The sequence below is a fragment of the Streptomyces sp. genome (assembly GCF_019510245.1).
Taxonomy (GTDB): Bacteria; Actinomycetota; Actinomycetes; order Streptomycetales; family Streptomycetaceae; genus Streptomyces.
In genome coordinates this window covers 38,650-54,434 of sequence record NZ_JAEKKT010000116.1, presented here as the reverse complement: position 1 = coordinate 54,434, position 15,785 = coordinate 38,650, and the positions used below count along the sequence as shown (strand labels likewise).

General features: G+C 72.0%; 15 protein-coding genes. 9 read left to right on the top strand and 6 right to left on the bottom strand.

Going from position 1 to position 15,785, the window contains the following annotated elements; genetic code table 11:
* Window positions 1-288 precede the first annotated feature (288 nt).
* Window positions 289-1,296 carry an ATP-binding cassette domain-containing protein gene (locus JF597_RS08140; protein WP_293991100.1) on the top strand — a complete coding sequence of 336 codons (1,008 nt, stop codon included), beginning with the start codon at window positions 289-291 and terminating at the stop codon, window positions 1,294-1,296.
* Complete coding sequence (locus JF597_RS08135; protein WP_293991098.1) at window positions 1,293-2,120, top strand: ABC transporter permease; 828 nt, start codon at window positions 1,293-1,295, stop codon at window positions 2,118-2,120. The genes JF597_RS08140 and JF597_RS08135 overlap by 4 nt, the downstream gene beginning before the upstream one ends.
* A 19-nt stretch (window positions 2,121-2,139) precedes the next feature.
* On the opposite strand, the gene JF597_RS08130 is transcribed toward JF597_RS08135, so the two are convergent.
* Window positions 2,140-5,412 (bottom strand): BTAD domain-containing putative transcriptional regulator, encoded by a 3,273-nt coding sequence (locus JF597_RS08130; RefSeq protein WP_293991096.1) that lies wholly within the window; start codon window positions 5,410-5,412, stop codon window positions 2,140-2,142.
* 35 nt (window positions 5,413-5,447) lie between these two features.
* Window positions 5,448-5,993: a Uma2 family endonuclease gene (locus JF597_RS08125; protein WP_293991094.1), complete on the bottom strand. Its 546-nt coding sequence runs from the start codon at window positions 5,991-5,993 to the stop codon at window positions 5,448-5,450.
* A 139-nt stretch (window positions 5,994-6,132) separates the two neighbouring features.
* On the opposite strand from JF597_RS08125, the gene JF597_RS08120 reads away from it, so the two are divergent.
* Window positions 6,133-6,933, top strand: coding sequence for a site-2 protease family protein (locus tag JF597_RS08120; protein ID WP_293991092.1), 801 nt, complete (start codon window positions 6,133-6,135; stop codon window positions 6,931-6,933).
* 84 nt (window positions 6,934-7,017) lie between these two features.
* Here JF597_RS08120 and map read toward each other — a convergent pair whose 3' ends face one another.
* Window positions 7,018-7,875 (bottom strand): type I methionyl aminopeptidase, encoded by an 858-nt coding sequence (gene map / locus JF597_RS08115; RefSeq protein ID WP_293991090.1) that lies wholly within the window; start codon window positions 7,873-7,875, stop codon window positions 7,018-7,020.
* Between the two features lie 58 nt (window positions 7,876-7,933).
* On the opposite strand from map, the gene JF597_RS08110 reads away from it, so the two are divergent.
* Window positions 7,934-8,167: a hypothetical protein gene (locus JF597_RS08110; RefSeq protein WP_293991088.1), complete on the top strand. Its 234-nt coding sequence runs from the start codon at window positions 7,934-7,936 to the stop codon at window positions 8,165-8,167.
* Window positions 8,168-8,180: 13 nt separating this feature from the next.
* On the opposite strand, the gene JF597_RS08105 is transcribed toward JF597_RS08110, so the two are convergent.
* Entirely contained in the window at window positions 8,181-9,488 is a 1,308-nt protein-coding gene (locus JF597_RS08105; protein ID WP_293991086.1) for an MFS transporter, read from the bottom strand.
* Between the two features lie 202 nt (window positions 9,489-9,690).
* A complete protein-coding gene (locus tag JF597_RS08100; RefSeq protein WP_293991084.1) occupies window positions 9,691-10,290 on the bottom strand; it encodes a hypothetical protein in 600 nt (199 codons plus the stop codon).
* 80 nt (window positions 10,291-10,370) lie between these two features.
* Between JF597_RS08100 and JF597_RS08095 the strand changes: the two genes are divergently transcribed.
* From JF597_RS08095 to JF597_RS08085, 3 genes are read left to right on the top strand one after another with little or no spacing between them, the layout of a single operon-like run.
* Entirely contained in the window at window positions 10,371-11,450 is a 1,080-nt protein-coding gene (locus JF597_RS08095) for a sialidase family protein (protein WP_293991082.1), read from the top strand.
* 37 nt (window positions 11,451-11,487) lie between these two features.
* Window positions 11,488-12,207, top strand: coding sequence for an NADPH-dependent F420 reductase (gene npdG, locus JF597_RS08090; protein ID WP_293991080.1), 720 nt, complete (start codon window positions 11,488-11,490; stop codon window positions 12,205-12,207).
* Between the two features lie 4 nt (window positions 12,208-12,211).
* On the top strand, window positions 12,212-12,451 hold the full coding sequence (locus JF597_RS08085; RefSeq protein ID WP_293991078.1) for a hypothetical protein: 240 nt from the start codon (window positions 12,212-12,214) through the stop codon (window positions 12,449-12,451).
* On the opposite strand, the gene JF597_RS08080 is transcribed toward JF597_RS08085, so the two are convergent.
* Complete coding sequence (locus JF597_RS08080; RefSeq protein ID WP_293991076.1) at window positions 12,441-13,112, bottom strand: PhzF family phenazine biosynthesis protein; 672 nt, start codon at window positions 13,110-13,112, stop codon at window positions 12,441-12,443. The genes JF597_RS08085 and JF597_RS08080 overlap by 11 nt on opposite strands.
* 261 nt (window positions 13,113-13,373) lie before the next feature.
* Between JF597_RS08080 and efeO the strand changes: the two genes are divergently transcribed.
* Window positions 13,374-14,507: an iron uptake system protein EfeO gene (gene efeO / locus JF597_RS08075; protein ID WP_293991074.1), complete on the top strand. Its 1,134-nt coding sequence runs from the start codon at window positions 13,374-13,376 to the stop codon at window positions 14,505-14,507.
* Window positions 14,508-14,517: 10 nt separating this feature from the next.
* Complete coding sequence (gene efeB / locus JF597_RS08070; RefSeq protein WP_293991072.1) at window positions 14,518-15,783, top strand: iron uptake transporter deferrochelatase/peroxidase subunit; 1,266 nt, start codon at window positions 14,518-14,520, stop codon at window positions 15,781-15,783.
* The last annotated feature ends 2 nt before the right edge of the window (window positions 15,784-15,785 follow it).

Here is a 15,785-nt window from a genome sequence, read left to right as displayed (position 1 = left end):
CTCCGCGAGGAGGGCCGCGGTGCGCCGTCGTTCGTCCGCGGCGTCGTCGTGGCCGGTCGCGCAGTTCCTCGCGCCCCTTTGGGGCCCGCCGAACAGCGGGCCTACTGAGAGCCACTGCGGAAACACCGAGGCCGGCCCGCCGATCTTCCCCCGTCGGCGGGCCGGCCGCTTTTCACCAAGCGACCGTCGGCGAGCTATCGCCGGCTATCGGCGGGCTATCGGTGAACTGTAGGCCGGTGTCGGCGGGCTGTCGGTGGTTTGTCGGTGGGGCCTGGCACCGTACTTTCCATGACGCGAATCGACAACAACGCCGTGTCCGTACGGGGGCTGGTGAAGCACTACGGCGACACCAAGGCACTCGACGGAGTTGATCTGGACGTCCGCCAGGGCACCGTGATGGGCGTGCTCGGGCCGAACGGGGCCGGCAAGACCACCCTGGTGCGGATCCTGTCCACGCTGCTGCGGCCCGACGCGGGAGAGGCGACCGTCGCCGGGTACGACGTACTGCGCCAGCCCCGCCAGCTGCGCCGGGCGATCGGGCTGACCGGGCAGTACGCCTCCGTGGACGAGAAGCTGCCGGGCTGGGAGAACCTCTACATGATCGGGCGGCTGCTCGACCTGCCGAGGAAGGACGCACGGGCCCGGGCCGACGAGCTGCTGGAGCGGTTCTCGCTGACCGAGGCCGCCAAGCGCCCCGCGAGCACCTACTCCGGTGGTATGCGCCGCCGGCTCGACCTCGCCGCCTCGATGATCGGGCACCCGCAGGTGCTGTTCCTGGACGAGCCGACCACCGGCCTCGACCCGCGCACCCGCAACGAGGTGTGGCAGGAGGTCAAGGCCATGGTCGGCGACGGGGTGACCGTGCTGCTGACCACCCAGTACATGGAGGAGGCCGAGTACCTCGCCTCCGAGCTGACCGTCGTGGACCGCGGGAAGGTCATCGCCGGCGGCAGGGTGGAGGAGCTGAAGGCGAAGGTCGGCGGGCGGACGCTGCGGGTGCGGCCCGTCGACCCGCTGCAGGTCCGGCCGCTCGCCGCCATGATCGACGAGCTGGGCATCACCGGGCTCGCCGGCACCACCGTGGACGCCGAGAACGGCACGCTGCTGGTGCCGATCCTCAGCGACGAGCAGCTGACCGCCGTGGTCGGCGCCGTCACCGCCCGCGGTATCACCATCAGCTCCATCGTCACCGAACTGCCCAGCCTGGACGAGGTGTTCCTGTCCCTCACCGGCCACCGCGCCAGTGCCCCGCAGGACGCCCAGCCCGCCGACGACCGTCAGGAGGTCGCCGTATGAGCGCCACGACCGCAACCCCCACCGCAACCGCGGCCGTATCCGATGCCCGGATCCCGCTGCGCGGGCACCTGCGGCACACCGGGGCCCTGATCCGCCGCAACCTGCTGTGGATCCGGCAGGACCCCGAGTCGATGTTCGACGCGCTGCTGATGCCGGTCGTCTTCACGCTGCTGTTCGTGTACGTCTTCGGCGGCTCGATCGGGCAGGCGCTCGGCGGCGGTCAGGACGGGTACGTCCAGTACGTCATCCCGGGCATGATCGCGATGATGAGCATGACGCTCTCGCAGGGCGTCGGCACCGGTTTCAGCCAGGACTTCAACTCCGGTGTGATGGACCGGTTCCGGTCGCTGCCGATCGGGCGCGGCTCGGTGCTGTTCGCGAAGATCTCGGTGGAACTGGTGCGGATGCTGTTCGCCACCGCCGTGCTGATGATCGTCGCCGTGCTGGTCGGGTTCCACATCAACCACTGGGGCGGGCTGTTCGCCGCCGTGGGCCTGTCCGCGGTCTTCGCCTCCTCGATCATGTGGGTGTTCCTCACCCTGGGCGTGATCCTGAAGAACGCCCAGTCCGTGCAGGCCATGGGGTTCCTGGTGCTGTTCCCGCTGCAGTTCGGCTCGTCGATCTTCGCGCCGACGAAGTCGATGCCGGGCTGGCTGCAGGCCTTCACCGACTACAACCCGCTGTCCACGCTCGCCGACGCGGCGCGCGGGCTGATGGTCGGCGGCCCGGTCGCCCACGACCTGTGGATCACGCTGGCCTGGTCGGTGGGGATCACGGCGGTGGCGGCGCCGTACGCGATCTACAAGTTCCGGACGAAGAGCTGACGTCCACCGCAAGGGGACGTCAGAGCAGGGCGGTGGCCTCCGCGCGGGAGAGGCCACCGCCCTCGGCGTACGCCGACTCGTAGGCGGGGTCGTCGGCGAGGGCGGCGCGGACCCGGACCTCCGACCGGTCGCGTGTCGTGCGCTCCAGGCCGACCTGGAGGTGGCCGGGCGGCAGCAGGGCGTCGGCGGCGCCCAGGCAGCGGGCGCCGTCCAGGGCACGTGCGCCCCCGTCGAGGCCGGCCAGGGCGACCGCGGCGACGGTCAGGCACAGGGAGGTCAGGTGCGGGGTGATGGCCTCGCTCAGCGGGTCGGCGGCGAGCCGCACCGCGTCCCGCAGCTTGGCCAGCGCCTCCGCGTGCAGGTCGTCGAGGGCGTCCACCCAGGCCTCCTGGGTGAGGATCAGGGCGTCGAAGACGACGAAGTGGGAGATCTTGAACTCGGCGCGCAGCAAGCGGAGTTGCTCGCGGGCCTCGGCGATGCCGCCGCTCAGCAGGAGCCAGGTGGTGAGGAAGAGCCGGGCGGCGGGCATCGACTCGTTGTTCAGGCCCTCGTTGTCGGCGATGACCTGGCGCAGCAGCCGTTCCCCGCGCTCGGTCTCGCCCGACTCGATCAGCACGCTGCCGAGGCGGGCGTGCAGCACGGCGGTCTGGGCGCGGGCACCGAGCCGGCCGACCCGCTCGATGGCGGCCTCGTAGTCGGCGGCCGCCGCCAGGTAGTCGCCACGGCGCTCCCGGGCCTCGGCGCGCCCGGAGAACGCCTCGGCGGTGCCCCAGTCGTCCCCGAGGCGCCGGAAGATCTCCAGCGCCTCGTCGGCGTCCCGGGTGGCGTCGCCCGCCCAGGCGGCGCGGTTGGCGAGCAGGTTGGCGCGCATGGCGAGGCTCCCGGCCAGCTCCCACTCGTAGCCGGCCGTCTCGCGGCAGGTGCGGACGGCGGCGTCGAGGATCTCGCGCAGCCGGTCCATGCCGCCGGTCAGCATCACGGCGAAGAACCAGAACATGCCCGGCGCCCGGCAGGTCTGCGGCATGCCGGGTTCGTAGACCTCGGTGACGGCGCGCAGCTTCGCCTGCGCCTCGGGCGTCTGCCAGGCGTCCAACTCGGTGTCCATGCAGGCCAGATGGGCCAGGTGCAGGCCGCGCCGGGCCTCGGTGAGGACCTCCCCGGTGTACGGCGGCGGGGCGTCGGTGCAGCGCTGCCACACCGGCTCGGCCGGGCGCAGCGGCGCGGCGAACGGGTCGGGGCCGAGGGCTATGACGTCGGCGCACCAGGTGCGGGTCTCGATCCGCTGGTCGTGCATCTGCCAGTACCAGAACAGCGAGTGGAGCAGGCAGAGCGCCTCGTGCTCGTCCCGCACGGCGATGGCGTGCCGCAACGCGGTGCGCAGGTTCTCGTACTCCAGCTGGAGCCGTGCGATGGCGGCCCGCTGGCCGGCGCCGCGCAGCAACGGTTCGGTGGTGCGGGCGAGTTCGCGGTAGTACGTCAGGTGGGCGCGCTCGGCGGCGGCGCGGCCACCGCTCTCGTCGAGGCGCTCGGCGGCGTACTCGGCGACGGTCTCCAGGAGCCGGTAGCGCATCCCGCCGTCCGCGGCCTCGTCCGAAGGGGCCGCCACGACCAGGGACTTGTCGACCAGGGTGCCGAGCGCGTCGAGGGCGGCGGGGCCGCAGACGGCCTCGGCGGCGGCCAGGTCGCAGCCGCCCGCGAAGAGGGAGAGCCGGCCGAGGACGTCGCGTTCGCCGGCGTCGAGCAGGTCCCAGGACCAGTCGACGACCGCGCGCAGGGTCTGCTGGCGGGGCAGCACGGTGCGGCTGCCGGAGGTGAGGAGCCGGAAGCGGTCGTCCAGCCGGTCGGCTATCTGGCGCGGGGTCAGCATCCGCAGCCGGGCGGCGGCCAGTTCGATGGCGAGGGGCAGTCCGTCCAGGCGGCGGCAGATCTCGGCGCAGGCCGCCGCGGTCTCGTCGTCGGCGTCGACCGTGAAGCCGGGGCGGGCCGCTGCGCCCCGCTCGGCGAGCAGCCGGAGCGCCACCGGCTCGGGCAGCGGCTCCACCGGACGCAGCAACTCCCCCGGCACGCCGAGGGGTTCGCGGCTGGTGGCCAGGATCGTCAGGTCCGGGCAGCGCTCCAGGAGCCGGGCCGCCAGGTCGGCCGCCGCGTCGACGACGTGCTCGCAGTTGTCGAGGACGAGCACCATCCGGCGCCGGGCGCAGTGCTCGACGAGCCGCTCGACCGGGTCGTCGTGCCGGTCGGCGGCGGCCCGCATGGCCTCGGCGCCGCCGCCGTACAGCACGGCCTGGCGGGCACCGAGCGCACTGAGCACGGCCTCGGGGACGTCGGCGGGGTCGTCGACGGGGGCCAGCTCGGCCAGCCAGACGCCGTCCCGGGCGTGTTTCAGGGTCTCGGCGGCCTCCTGCGAGAGCCGGGTCTTGCCGGCCCCGCCGGGTCCGAGCAGGGTGACGAGCCGGGCGGCGGCGAGGTCGCCCCGGATGGCCTCGATGTCGGCCTCGCGCCCGACGAAGGAGGTGAGCCGGGCACGCAGGTTGCCGGGCCGGGCAGAAGCCGGTGCCGCGGGCTCCGGGTCGAGGAACCCGGCGTGCAGGGCGCGCAGTTCGGGCCCGGGGTCGGAGCCGAGGCGGTCGGCGAGGAGGTGGCGTACGTCGTCGTAGGCGGCCAGTGCCTCGGCGGTGCGGCCGGTGCTGTGCAGGGCGCGCAGGCGCAGGGCCTGGAGGGGTTCGTCGAGGGGGTGCGCGTCGCACAGGGCGGCCAGCTCGGGCAGGGACTGCTCGGCCTGGCCGAGGGCGAGGGCGGCGGTGTGGCGGGCGCGCAGGGCGTCCAGGCGGCGGACGTCGACGCGGGCCGCCTCGGCGGTGCGGTCGGGCAGATCGGCCAGGGCCGGGCCGTGCCACAGGGCGAGGGCGTCGTCGAGGACGGCGGCCGCCTTGGCGGGGTCGCCGTCCGCGAGGGCGCGCAGCCCCTCGCCGGTGAGCCGCTCGAAGCGGTGCAGGTCGACGTCGTCGGGGGCGGCGGCCAGCCGGTAGCCCCCGTCGGTGGAGTCGACCGCGTCCGCGCCGAGCGCCCTGCGCAGCCGGCCGACCAGCGCCTGCAGCGCGCCGCCCGCGTCCGCCGGCGGCTCGTCGCCCCACACCTCGTCGACGAGCAGCCCGGCGGGCACCGCACGGCCGGGCCGCAGCGCCAGCACGGTCAGCAGGGCACGCAGCCGTGCCCCGCCCACGGGGACGGCCGTGCCGTCGGGGCGGAGTGCCTGGGTGGTGCCGAGGATCGCGTAGCGCACGGGGTCCATTGTCCCTGGGGACGCCCGGACGCCGCCTGTGGGTTTCAGATGCGGACGAACTCGGAGGAGTCCAAAGTGAGGGTCTGGTCGGCGACGGGAATGGAGATCTGGTCGCCGAACACGCCGGACTCCTGGTGCTGGTACTCGCCGTCTTCAGGACGGGTCAGCAGCGTCCACCTGGCGGAGAGCACATCGACGATCAGATAGACCGGGATACCACGCAGGGCATAGTGGCTCGGCTTCGTGTTGTAGTCGCGGTTCTTGCTCTCCGGTGAGACGACCTCGACCACGAAGGGCAACAGTTCCTCGTTGATGTCGCTCTTGTCCGTCTGGACCACGTCGAGCGGGATCGCCGTGGCATCCGGTTCGGGCTTGTAGCCCTCCCGGGGCGGAACGACAGAGAATTCACTCGTCGCGACCCAGCCCGGCAGCCGCTGGTCGATCTGGTTCTCGATGCGCCGCTGCGTCGCCCTGTGCGCAAAGGTGACTGGTACCACAGTGAGCCCGTTCTCCGTCAGCCGGAGGCGCGCGCTGCGCGGGACCTCGATCCGGTCCTGGACCAGTTCGACCCATCCCTCGGCGATCGTCATGAGCACCTCCTCGTTCGACTCGCTATCAGCGTAACGACTAACAGGAACCTCGGGCCGCCCGCAGGACGTTCTTCACCCGTCACCTGTACGGTCTACCCCGCACGCCACCTCCACCGACGCGCCCCGGGAGCCCCCCGCCATGACCGCCACCACCACCCGCCCCAGTGACCGGCGGATCTCTCCCGTGTTCGTCGGGATCCTCGCCGTCACCGCGGTCACCGGGTGGGCCACCTGGTCCGGGTTCGCCGAGCAGCCCGGGGTCGCCGTGTTCCTGTTCGTGACGGCGGCCTGGATCGTCTCGCTCTGCCTGCACGAGTACGCGCACGCGCGCACCGCCCTGCACGGCGGCGACATCACGGTGGGCGCGAAGGGCTACCTGACGCTGAACCCCCTGAAGTACACGCACGCCGTGCTCAGCATCGTGCTCCCGGTGCTGTTCGTGATCATGGGCGGGATCGGCCTGCCGGGCGGTGCGGTCTTCATCGAGCGCAGCCGGATCCGGGGCCGCTGGCGGCACAGCCTCATCTCGGCCGCCGGTCCGCTGACGAACGTCCTGTTCGCCGCCGTGTGCACCGCCCCCTTCTGGCTGGACGCGCTGGACGGCGTCCCGCGCGACTTCCGTTTCGCCCTCGCCTTCCTCGCCCTGCTCCAGGTCACGGCGGCGATCCTGAACTTCCTGCCGGTGCCGGGCCTGGACGGCTACGGCGTGATCGAGCCCTGGCTGTCGTACGGCGTCAAGCGCCAGGTGGAGCCGTTCGCCCCGTTCGGCCTGCTCTTCGTGTTCGCGCTGCTGTGGGTGCCGTCGATCAACACCGCGTTCTTCGACGTGATCGACGCGCTGCTGCGCCACCTGGGCGTCGGCGACCTCGACCAGTACTGCGGTCAGCAGCTCTACCGGTTCTGGCAGGGGACGGACGGGTTCTGCTCGGCCGCCGGCTGACCCGCACGCGGAAGCGGTCCGCCGCTTCCGCGAAAAAGGCCCGCCCTCCGGGAGGAGGACGGGCCGGGCGGCCGCGGGAGCGGGCTACGGCAGGGTGAGGATCTCCGCGCCGGTTTCCGTCACCACCAGCGTGTGCTCGAACTGCGCGGTGCGCTTGCGGTCCTTGGTGACGACGGTCCAGCCGTCGTCCCACATGTCGTACTCGTACGTCCCGAGCGTCAGCATGGGCTCGATCGTGAAGGTCATCCCCGGCTGCATCACGGTCGTCGCGTGCGGGCTGTCGTAGTGCGGGATGATCAGCCCGGAGTGGAACGACGAGTTGATGCCGTGGCCGGTGAAGTCACGGACCACCCCGTAGCCGAAGCGCTTGGCGTACGACTCGATGACCCGGCCGATGATGTTGATCTGCCGGCCGGGCCGGACCGCCTTGATCGCCCGGTTCAGGGACTCCCTGGTCCGCTCCACCAGCAGCCGGCTCTCCTCGTCGACGTCCCCGACCAGGTAGGTGGCGTTGTTGTCGCCGTGCACCCCGCCGATGTACGCGGTCACGTCCAGGTTGACGATGTCGCCGTCCTGGAGCACCGTCGAGTCCGGAATGCCGTGGCAGATGACCTCGTTGACGCTGGTGCACAGGGACTTGGGGAAGCCGCGGTAGCCGAGCGTGGACGGGTAGGCCCCGTGGTCGCACATGTACGCGTGCGCCACCCTGTCGAGTTCGTCCGTCGTCACACCCGGTGCGATGATCTTCGCGGCCTCCTCCATCGCCTGCGCGGCGATGCGGCCGGCGATCCGCATCGCCTCGATGGTCTCCGGGGTCTGCACCTCGGGCCCGGTGTACGGGGTCGGCGCGGGTTTGCCGACGTACTCGGGGCGGCGGATGTTTCCGGGTACCGAACGGGTGGGAGAGAGCTCCCCTGGTACGAGCAGCGACTGGCCAGACATGCCAGCGAGTCTAACCAGCGGGCATGGGGGAACATGTGGATGGCGAAAGGAGCCGGTCATGCCCCTGTTCAAGAAGCGGACCGTTGCGAAGCCGGGCGAGTGGTACTACTGCCTGCAGCATCAGAAGGTCGAGGAGGGGCCCGAGTGTCCCGCCAAGGACCGGTTCGGGCCTTACGCCACCCGTGGGGAGGCCGAGCACGCGATGGAGATCGCGCGGGAGCGCAACCTCCAGTGGGAGAACGACCCGCGGTGGCACGACGCGCCCGCGGGGGACTCCTCGGACGAGGGCTGATCAGGAGCGCTGATCACGGGTGCTGGACGGGGTCGGCCGCGGCTTCGGTCGCGGCTTCGGTCGCGGCTTCGGCGGTGCGTCGGGCGCGCAGTCGCAGGGCGTGTTCGTCGGTCTGCGCGTCGTACGACATCAGGGCGGGCAGGCACAGGGCCAGCAGGCCGACCGCGCCGGTGCACAGCAGCCCGCCCGCGCCGACGGACGCCCGTACCCCGAGCCATCCGGCCATGCCGCCGGAGCGGACCTGGCCGAGAGTGGGGCCCACGGAGTACGACAGCAGTTCGATCCCGGCGAGGCGGCCGCGCAGCTCGTCGGGGATCGTCTGGTTCCACATCGCGGCCCGGAAGATCCCACTGACCATGTCGCAGCCGCCGGCGACGGCGAGAAGCAGCAGGACCAGCCACACGTTCGCCACGGCGCCGGCGGCGGCGATCGCGAGGCCCCACAGCGCGGCGGACAGCACGACCATCCGCCCCTGCCGGCGCACCCGTGAGGTCCAGCCGCTGACCAGGCTCACGAGGAGCGAACCGGCCGGGATGCTCGCGTACATCAGCCCCAACGACCAGGGCGCGTTCAACTCGTCGGCGAGGAAGGGCAGCACGGCGAGCGGCATCGCCAGGAACATCGCCGCGAGGTCGACCGCGTAGGTGCCGAGGAGTTCCTTGCGGCTCCAGGCGTAGCGGGCGCCCTCGGCGACGGAGCGGAGGGAGGGCCTGGCGGCCTCGTGGGAGGCGGGCGACGCGGCGATGGGCAGGATGAGCACGACCGAGACGAGGAACGTGACGAGGTCGGCGCCGTACGCCCAGCCGAGGCCCGCGTACGCCACGACCAGGCCGGCGACGGCGGGGCCCGCGACGCCGCCGATGGTCCAGCGGAAGGAGTTGAGGGCCGCCGCGGCCGGGAGGTCGTCGTGGGCGACGATCCTCGGCAGCAGGGAGTCGAGGGCGGGGCGCTGCACGGACACCAGCGCGGCGGAGAGCGCGGCGACGGCGTACAGCGGCCACACCGCCGGGTGCGGCAGCAGGGCGTTGACCAGCAGGCCCGCGCTGAGCAGGCCCTGAGCGGCCTCGGTCCGGACGATCAGGGCGCGCTTGTCGAGGGCGTCGGCGAGGGCGCCGCCGTAGAGGCCGAAGAGGATGAGCGGGAGCAGTTCGACAGCGCCGATGGCGCCTACGGCGGCCGCGGAACCGGTGAGGTCCTTGATCTGCACCGGGAGCGCGACGAACGTCAGGAAACTCCCGAAGCTGCTGATCAGACCGGAGACCCACAGCCGCCGGAAGTCGACGGAGGCCTTCCAGGGGGCTAGGTCGGGGAGGAGACTCACGGGGGGCCATGTTGAACGCTGCGCTCGGCGGCAGCAAACACTTTTCGCCCGGGTGCGGCCCGATGGGGGCTGGTCGCGCAGTTCCCCGCGCCCCTTCGGGGCGCGTTGGTGCAGCGCCCCTGACGGGGCGCCGGGGGTACCCCCGGCCGAAGGCTGGGGGAGGAACTGCGCGAGCAACCCCCACGCGCCCGCAGCCGAAGTCTCACCAGGGAGTCGGAGGCGGCGCCATCACCGTTTCCGCCAGCTTCGCCAGGCGGTCCCTGAAGCTGCGGCGGCTCCTCGGCGACGGGCCGTTCTCGCCGGCTGCCGCGCTGACCAGGTGCTGGACCGTGTCCAGGTCCAGTTCCGCGGCCTCGGGGACGGCGAGGGTCTCGTGGGCCATGGCGGTCAGCGCGTCGTCGGTGGTGGTGGCGAGGGTCAGGACCGTCACGCCGGCGCGGCGGGCGGTGTGGACCCGCTCCAGCAGGGGTTCGGTGTCACCCGGCGCCACCACCAGCAGGGTCTCCCCCCGGCGGGCCGCCTCGATGCGGCCGGGGCCGACCGCGAGGTGCGCCGGGTCGGTGGGCCGGGCGTCGTACCGGACGAGGGTCGGCGCCAGTTCCGGCGTACCGGACCACGCCGCCTCGTCGACGAGGTGCGCGGCGAGATGCCACGGCTCGTACTCCGGCGTGCCGAGCAGGAGCAGTCCGCCGCCGTGGGTCACCACCGAGCCCCGCAGCGCGCCCGCGAACCTCCGTGTCGCGGTCAACCACTCGGTCCCGGCGAGCACTTCACGCAACAACGCGACCCGTACGGCGTCCATGCCTCCGCATACTGCCGCAATCGGACACTCGTGACGCGGAGTTCACCGCGAATTCGCCCGGCCCGGGGAGAAGGCGGCCCATGAGCGACGCAGAAGCAAGCATTCCCTTTCGCGCGGGCACAGAGGGGTACGCCAGTTTCCGGATCCCGGCGGTGGTGGTCTCCCGGGCGGGCACCGTGCTCGCCTTCTGCGAGGGGAGAGTCGACTCCGCCGCCGACCACGGGCACATCGACGTGGTGCTGAAGAGGTCCGCGGACGGCGGCCGCACCTGGGGTCCGCTCCAGGTCGCCGCGAGCAACGGGACCGACCTCGCCGGGAACCCGGCGCCCGTCGTGCTCGACACCGGTCGCATCCTGCTCGTGCACGTCCGCAGCGCCGCCTCCGCCACCGAGGACGCCATCCTGCGCGGGCAGGTGTCGGACGCCGACGGGCGGCGGGTGTGGGTGCAGCACAGCGACGACGACGGGGTGACCTGGTCCGCCCCGGTCGAGATCACCAGGTCCGTGAAGAAGGCCGGGTGGCGGTGGTACGCCACCACGCCCGGGCACGCCGTCCAGTTGCGTTCGGGCCGCGTCGTCGTGGCCGCCAACCACACCCTCCCGCCCACCGGGTCGGACAACGGCACCGAGGGCAGGTACAACAGCGGACACTGCCTGCTCAGCGACGACCACGGGGCGACCTGGTACCTCGGCTACCTCGACGAGAACACCGACGGGTACATCAACGTCAACGAGACCACCGCCGCCGAACTGCCCGACGGGCGCGTCTACTTCAACACGCGCAACGATTCACCGGCGCCGGGGAACAGGGCCGACGCCCACTCGGCGGACGGCGGGCGCACCCTGGTGAAGCCCTTCCGGCCGCAGGCCGGCCTCACCGCACCGGTCTGCCAGGCCAGCGTGCTCCAACTCCGCGATCCCGACCTGCTGCTGTACTCCGGGCCGGGCGATCCCGCGGCCCGCGCCCTGATGACGATCCGCACCTCCACGGACGGCGGCACCACCTGGCGGACCGCTTACACGGTCGACGGACTGCCGGCCGCCTACTCCGACCTGACCCGCATCGACGCGGCCACGGTCGGACTGCTGTACGAGACCGGCGACTTCAGCGCGTACACGACGATCACGTTCCGCCGGGTGCCCGTGAACCGCCTCACCTGACCGGGTGCGGCCGTCGGCCCGGACGTAGAGTCGGCCCATGACCTCTACCGACAGTGCACAGCAGCCGGCGGCCGAGAAGGCCCCTGCCAAGGATCCCTGGGACCTGCCCGACGTCTCCGGTCTGGTCGTGGGTGTGCTCGGCGGCACCGGCCCGCAGGGCAAGGGCCTCGCCTACCGGCTGGCCCGCGCCGGCCAGAAGGTGATCATCGGCTCGCGGGCCGCCGAGCGCGCGCAGGCCGCCGCCGACGAGCTCGGGCACGGTGTCGAGGGCACCGACAACGCCGAGTGCGCGCGCCGCAGCGACCTCGTGATCGTCGCCGTACCGTGGGACGGGCACGGCAAGACGCTGGAGTCGTTGCGCGGGGAGCTGGCCGGCAAACTGGTCGTGGACTGCGTCAACCCGCTCGGCTTCGACAAGAAGGGCGCCTACGCGCTGAAGCCGGAGGAGGGCAGTGCGGCGGAGCAGGCCGCGGCGCTGCTGCCGGACTCGCGGGTCACGGCGGCTTTCCACCACCTCTCCGCCGTGCTCCTCCAGGACCCGGAGATCGAGGAGATCGACACCGACGTGATGGTGCTCGGCGAGGTGCGGGCCGACGTCGAGATCGTGCAGGCGCTGGCCGGGCGGATCCCCGGGATGCGCGGCGTGTTCGCGGGGCGGCTGCGCAACGCGCACCAGGTGGAGTCCCTGGTCGCGAACCTGATCTCGGTCAACCGCCGCTACAAGGCACACGCCGGGCTCCGCGTCACGGACGTCTGAGCGGATGGGGGACACTGGGGGACGCCAGCAGTGTCCCCCTCGTCATGAGAAAGCGACCCCCATGCCCCGCCTCGCCCTCTACGCCCTGATCGTCTGCGTCCTCGCCGTCGTCGCCGCCGTCGTCTCCTTCATCCAGGGCAGCTGGCTGATCGGCGTGGTCTGGGTGCTGCTGACGGGACTGTCGTCCAACATGACCTGGTACTACGTGCGGCGCGGGCGCGCCGGCAAGTCGGTCACCGGCTGATCCCCGGCTGCTTCTCCGGGCCCTCCAGGAAGACCCGGCCGCCGATCTCCACCCAGCCGTACGGCTGCGGCGCGGTCAGGATCTGCGAACCCCGGCCCTGGGTGATGTTCAGGGCCCGGCCCAGCTGCGCGGTGAGCAGCAGGGCGGCCGCCCCGGTGGCCTCGTCCTCGTCGATGCCGTCGTTCCGGCCGGGGAAGGCGCGGGCGCGGACCCGCCCGGCCGACTCGTCCTCCCACGCCCAGGCGTAGATCCACTCCCCGGGCGGCGGCACCGGCAGCGCGTCGACCTCGGCGGCCTTGGCGTACTGGCGCAGGGTGCGCGGCGGGGCCCACTCCGGGAGCGCCTCGATCCAGCTGAACTCCCCGTCCAGCCGGGCGCCGACCACGCCGGCCGGGGTGACCAGTTCGGGCACGTCCAGCAGCCAGGCCGTGCCGACGCAGGGGTGTCCGGCGAACGGCAGGCGCAGGGTGGGGGTGTAGATGTCGAGGACTCCGCGCTCGGGGTCGTCCACGAACACGGTCTCGCTGAACCCGAGCTTCGCCGCCAGCACCTGCCGGTCCTCCCGGTCGGGCAGCACGGAGCCGTCCCGGACGACCCCCAGCTCGTTGCCGTACCCGCCGTTCGCCGCGCAGAAGACACGCAGCACGTCGTAATCAGTCACAGCGGCATTGAAGCACCCGCAGCGTACGACGCCTGCGCACTCGCAGCTCCTCCCCAGCCTTCGGCCGGGGATACCTCCAGCACCCCCGACGGCATACTTGACGATTTCTTTATATTCTTTTGGCTTAACCATCGAGGTATCGATATCAAGCCGTGTCTGTGATCTTTCCGTGTCTGGCCAATCACCACCCGCCCGGGTATGAGTGAGGTAAGCCTCAGGTAAGTTAGGCCAGCCTCACCACACCACCCGCTTGGAGCCTGCATGCGTGCCGTCCGACTCACCGTCACCGCCGCCGCCACCGTGGCCGCCTTGACCGCCCTCTCGGCCTGCACGGCGAAGAGCGACGCCGAGGGCGACGACGCGATCCGGGTCACCGCCGCCGACTCGAAGTGCGAGACATCGGCGAAGTCGGTTCCGGCGGGGCACGTCACACTCGCCATCGAGAACACGGGGTCGAAGGCCACCGAGGTCGAGATCCTCTTCCCCGACGACCGGATCGTCTCCGAGAAGGAGAACATCGGTCCGGGGACCAAGTACACGCTGACCGCCGAGGTGAAGGCGGGATCGTACGAGATAGCCTGCCGGCCCGGGATGAAGGGGCACGGCGTCCGGCAGAAGCTGACCGTCACCGGCGGCACGGCCGCCAAGCGCGACCCGAAGCTGGACGCGGCCGTCGCCGCCTATCGCGAGTACGCGCAGGAGCAGGCCGACGCGACGATCCCGAAGGTGCAGGCGTTCGCCGACGCCGTCGCGGCCGGCGACCTGGAAGCCGCCAAGAAGGCCTACGCTCCCTCCCGCGTCGGCTGGGAGCGCACCGAGCCGATCGCCGAGTCGTTCGGGGACATCGACCCCAAGACCGACACCCGCGCCGACGGCCTGGAGAAGGGCCAGAAGTGGACCGGCTGGCACGCGCTGGAAAAGGCGCTGTGGCAGGACAAGAAGACCGGCGCCGAGCAAAAGGCCCTCGCGGCCCAGCTGGTCACGGACCTGAAGGACTGGCAGCAGCGGGTCGGCAAGGCCGAGATCACCCCGACCTCCATGGCCAACGGCGCCAAGGAGCTCCTCGACGAGGTCGCCACCGGCAAGGTCACCGGCGAGGAGGACCGCTACTCGCACACCGACCTGAGCGACTTCAAGGCCAACGTCGAAGGCGCCCAGAAGGCGTACGAGCTGCTCAAGCCGGTCGCGCAGAAGAACGACGCGGCGCTCGCCACCGAACTCGACAAGCAGTTCGCCGCGCTGGACACGCTGCTCGGCAAGTACCGCACGGACAAGACCTCCGACGGCTACGTCTCGTACGACACGGTCACCGAAGCGCAGCGCAAGGAGCTGTCCGACGCGGTCAACGCCCTCGCGGAGCCGCTGTCGAAGCTCGCCGCGGCCGTGGTCAAGTAAGGAGCCGGGCATGGGTGACACAACCAATCCGTCGCGTCGCGCACTCATCGGCTGGGGCGGGGCCGGGCTCGCGCTCGGCGCCGCCGTGGCCGGAGGCGCGGTGGCCGCGGCCGAGTCCGGCGGCGGCGACAGCGCCGACGCCACCACCACCGCCGTCCCGTTCCACGGCGCCCACCAGGCCGGTATCGCCACCCCCGTCCAGGACCGGCTGCACTTCGCCGCGTTCGACGTGAAGACCGACGACCGGGCCGAGTTCGTGCAGCTGCTGAAGGACTGGACGGCCGCGGCCCGGCGGATGACCGCGGGCAGGGCCGTCGGCGAGGGCGCGTACGGCGGTCTCGCCGAGGCGCCCCCGGACGACACCGGCGAGGCCCTCGGGCTGCAGCCGTCCCGGCTGACGCTGACGATCGGCTTCGGGCCGTCCTTCTTCGAGAAGTTCGGCCTGGACCGCCGACGGCCCGCCGCACTCGTCGACCTGCCGAAGTTCCCCGGCGACAACCTCGACGCGTCCCGCACCGGGGGCGATCTCTGCATCCAGGCCTGTGCCGACGATCCGCAGGTCGCCGTGCACGCCATCCGCAACCTCGCCCGGATCGGCTTCGGCAAGGTCGCCGTCCGCTGGTCCCAGCTCGGCTTCGGGAAGACCTCGTCCACCACCCCGGACGCCCAGACCCCCCGCAACCTCATGGGATTCAAGGACGGCACCCGCAACATCGCGGGAACCGAGACCGACCGGCTGAAGAAGTTCGTGTGGGTGGGAGAAGGGGACGGGACCGACTGGATGACCGGGGGGTCGTACCTCGTGGCCCGGCGGATCCGCATGAACATCGAGACCTGGGACCGGACCTCGCTCCAGGAGCAGGAGGACGTCTTCGGGCGCGACAAGGGCGAGGGCGCCCCGGTCGGCAAGGCGAAGGAGCACGACGAGCCGTTCCTGAAGGCCATGAAGCCCGACGCCCATGTACGGCTCGCGCACCCGGACTCCAACGGCGGGATCACCATCCTGCGCCGCGGCTACTCCTTCACCGACGGGACGGACGGGCTCGGACGGCTCGACGCCGGGCTGTTCTTCCTGGCCTACATGCGTGACGTCGGCAAGGGGTTCATCCCGCTCCAGCGCAAGCTCTCGGCGTCCGACGCGCTCAACGAGTACATCCAGCACGTGGGTTCGGCCGTCTTCGCCGTCCCGCCCGGCGTCCGGGACAAGGACGACTGGTGGGGCCGGACGCTGTTCTCCGGATCCGCCGATTCCGCCGAGTCCGCCGAGGGGGCGTGAGC